General features: G+C 62.3%; 1 protein-coding gene. It reads right to left on the reverse strand.

Annotated elements, in window-relative coordinates; genetic code table 11:
- Window positions 1-341: 341 nt before the first annotated feature.
- A complete protein-coding gene (locus ACWEVN_RS47835) occupies window positions 342-1,196 on the reverse strand; it encodes a DNA-processing protein DprA (RefSeq protein WP_452055710.1) in 855 nt (284 codons plus the stop codon).
- Window positions 1,197-1,686: the final 490 nt, after the last annotated feature.

Genomic DNA, 1,686 nt, shown 5'->3' on the forward strand with positions numbered 1-1,686 from the left:
CGAAGAGGTCCCAGGTTCAAGTCCTGGTAGGCCCACGCAGGTCAAAGCCCGGTTCACCTTCTCGGTGAACCGGGCTTTGACTTGCCTGCCTGACAACCTCTGCATGCTCTTAGCGTGTCGTGGAGGTACGGCTTAGCGAGTGGCAGTGCCTTGGATGCGTTGTGACGCCGGCTACGCCGAGGCGCTCGCGCGGTGGCGCCCGATCCGCGGACGTTCACGTACCTTCGAGCGTGAGGTGGGCCATCAGGAACCCTCGAGAACGGGCCGTGATCTTGGCCTGAATGCGTACAACGTCGCTCGGTGCACGTCGTAGCTGGATATCGAACTGGGTGGCCGCAGGCTCAGATGAGACTCAACTGCGCTGAACCAGCTGCCGGCAGGTCGGCCAGGCGGGCCTCGAGTTCTTTTCGGCTTCGCACGGGGGGTGCTCCCTTGCCCAGCAAGATCTTATTTCCAGCCGGTGTGTCGCTAAGTTGCAAGACCATGACCGGCTGCTGACGGTCCAAAGCGTGCAATCCAGCAGCCAGTGTGCCGCCGGTTTCGCCGGCTTCGACCACGAGCAGTGCTCGGCTTAGTCCCGAGATCACGGCGTTCCGTGTCATGGCTGCCCCAACGTTCCAGCTCTGGTGAGGGGGAAACTGAGATACCACCACTACGCGCGTTGGATCCCAGAGGTCCGCAAACTCACCCCGTCGAACTCGGAACCGCTCGATGCCCTCCGCAAGGACAGCAACAGTCGTTCCACCGCTGGCTAATGCGCCAGTATGCGTGATCATGTCGACGCCGCGCGCATAGCCAGATACAAGATTGAACTTGTTCGCGACGACAGCTTCGCTGCATACCCGCGCCACGCGCAGGCTTTCTTCGGAAGCATGTCGGGAACCGCAGGTCCCGATACCAGGAGCCTGAAGCAGCTCAACAGGTCCCTTGACAAATAGAGCCGGGGGGGCCGACCGGCTTGCGGCGAGCGTGTCGGGATAACCATCCCCACCCAGGAGCACCGCCTGTACACCCTGTTCGGCGAGGCGCTGCGCGGTCTCATCGACTGCACTGCTCTGCTGGCTAGACAGGCTAGACATTAGGTCGTCGAACGCTTCGGAACCGCCGCGACGTATCCGGTTGGACAGCCGCTTGAGGCCTCCACCGTGCCGTGTACCGGCTACGGCATGCCGAAGGCGCGCAAAGGAGTCGGTCATCGGCCGTCCTCCTGTCCATGTCGACTAACCGCTCGCCATCATCGAACATAAGTTCGATGAGGTCAATGACAGGCTCCGCGTGTCTTACGCCTTGCCGCCGACTCTGCCAGGCACAATATATGGCTGAGTCGAACCTGGGGTCAGGTGAGCATGAGCGATGGGCAGCCCGCACGTCTCAGCAACAGGGGTGGCGGTTACATCGAGGACATTCAGGTCTCCGCTGTGTCGGGCGGTGGTCATGAGCTTGTGTTTCGTGGGCCTATCGGTGCGCTTGAACAGGTGAAACTCTGTGACGCGAGCTACCGTACGCGTGGGCACGCCGGCCCTGGCTGGCGTCGACTCTGGAGTAGTGAACCGGCCCCGTCGGTGGCCACCTCGATGCTGCTAGATCTGCTCGGTGGAGTTGCCCCGGTGGGGCGGACACGGGGTTTTCAGGCAGCTGGGGCTTGACGATAGTTGGTTCGGGTTTCGGCTGGGGTGTGGTGGCCGT

Source organism: Amycolatopsis sp. NPDC003861 (genome assembly GCF_053605405.1).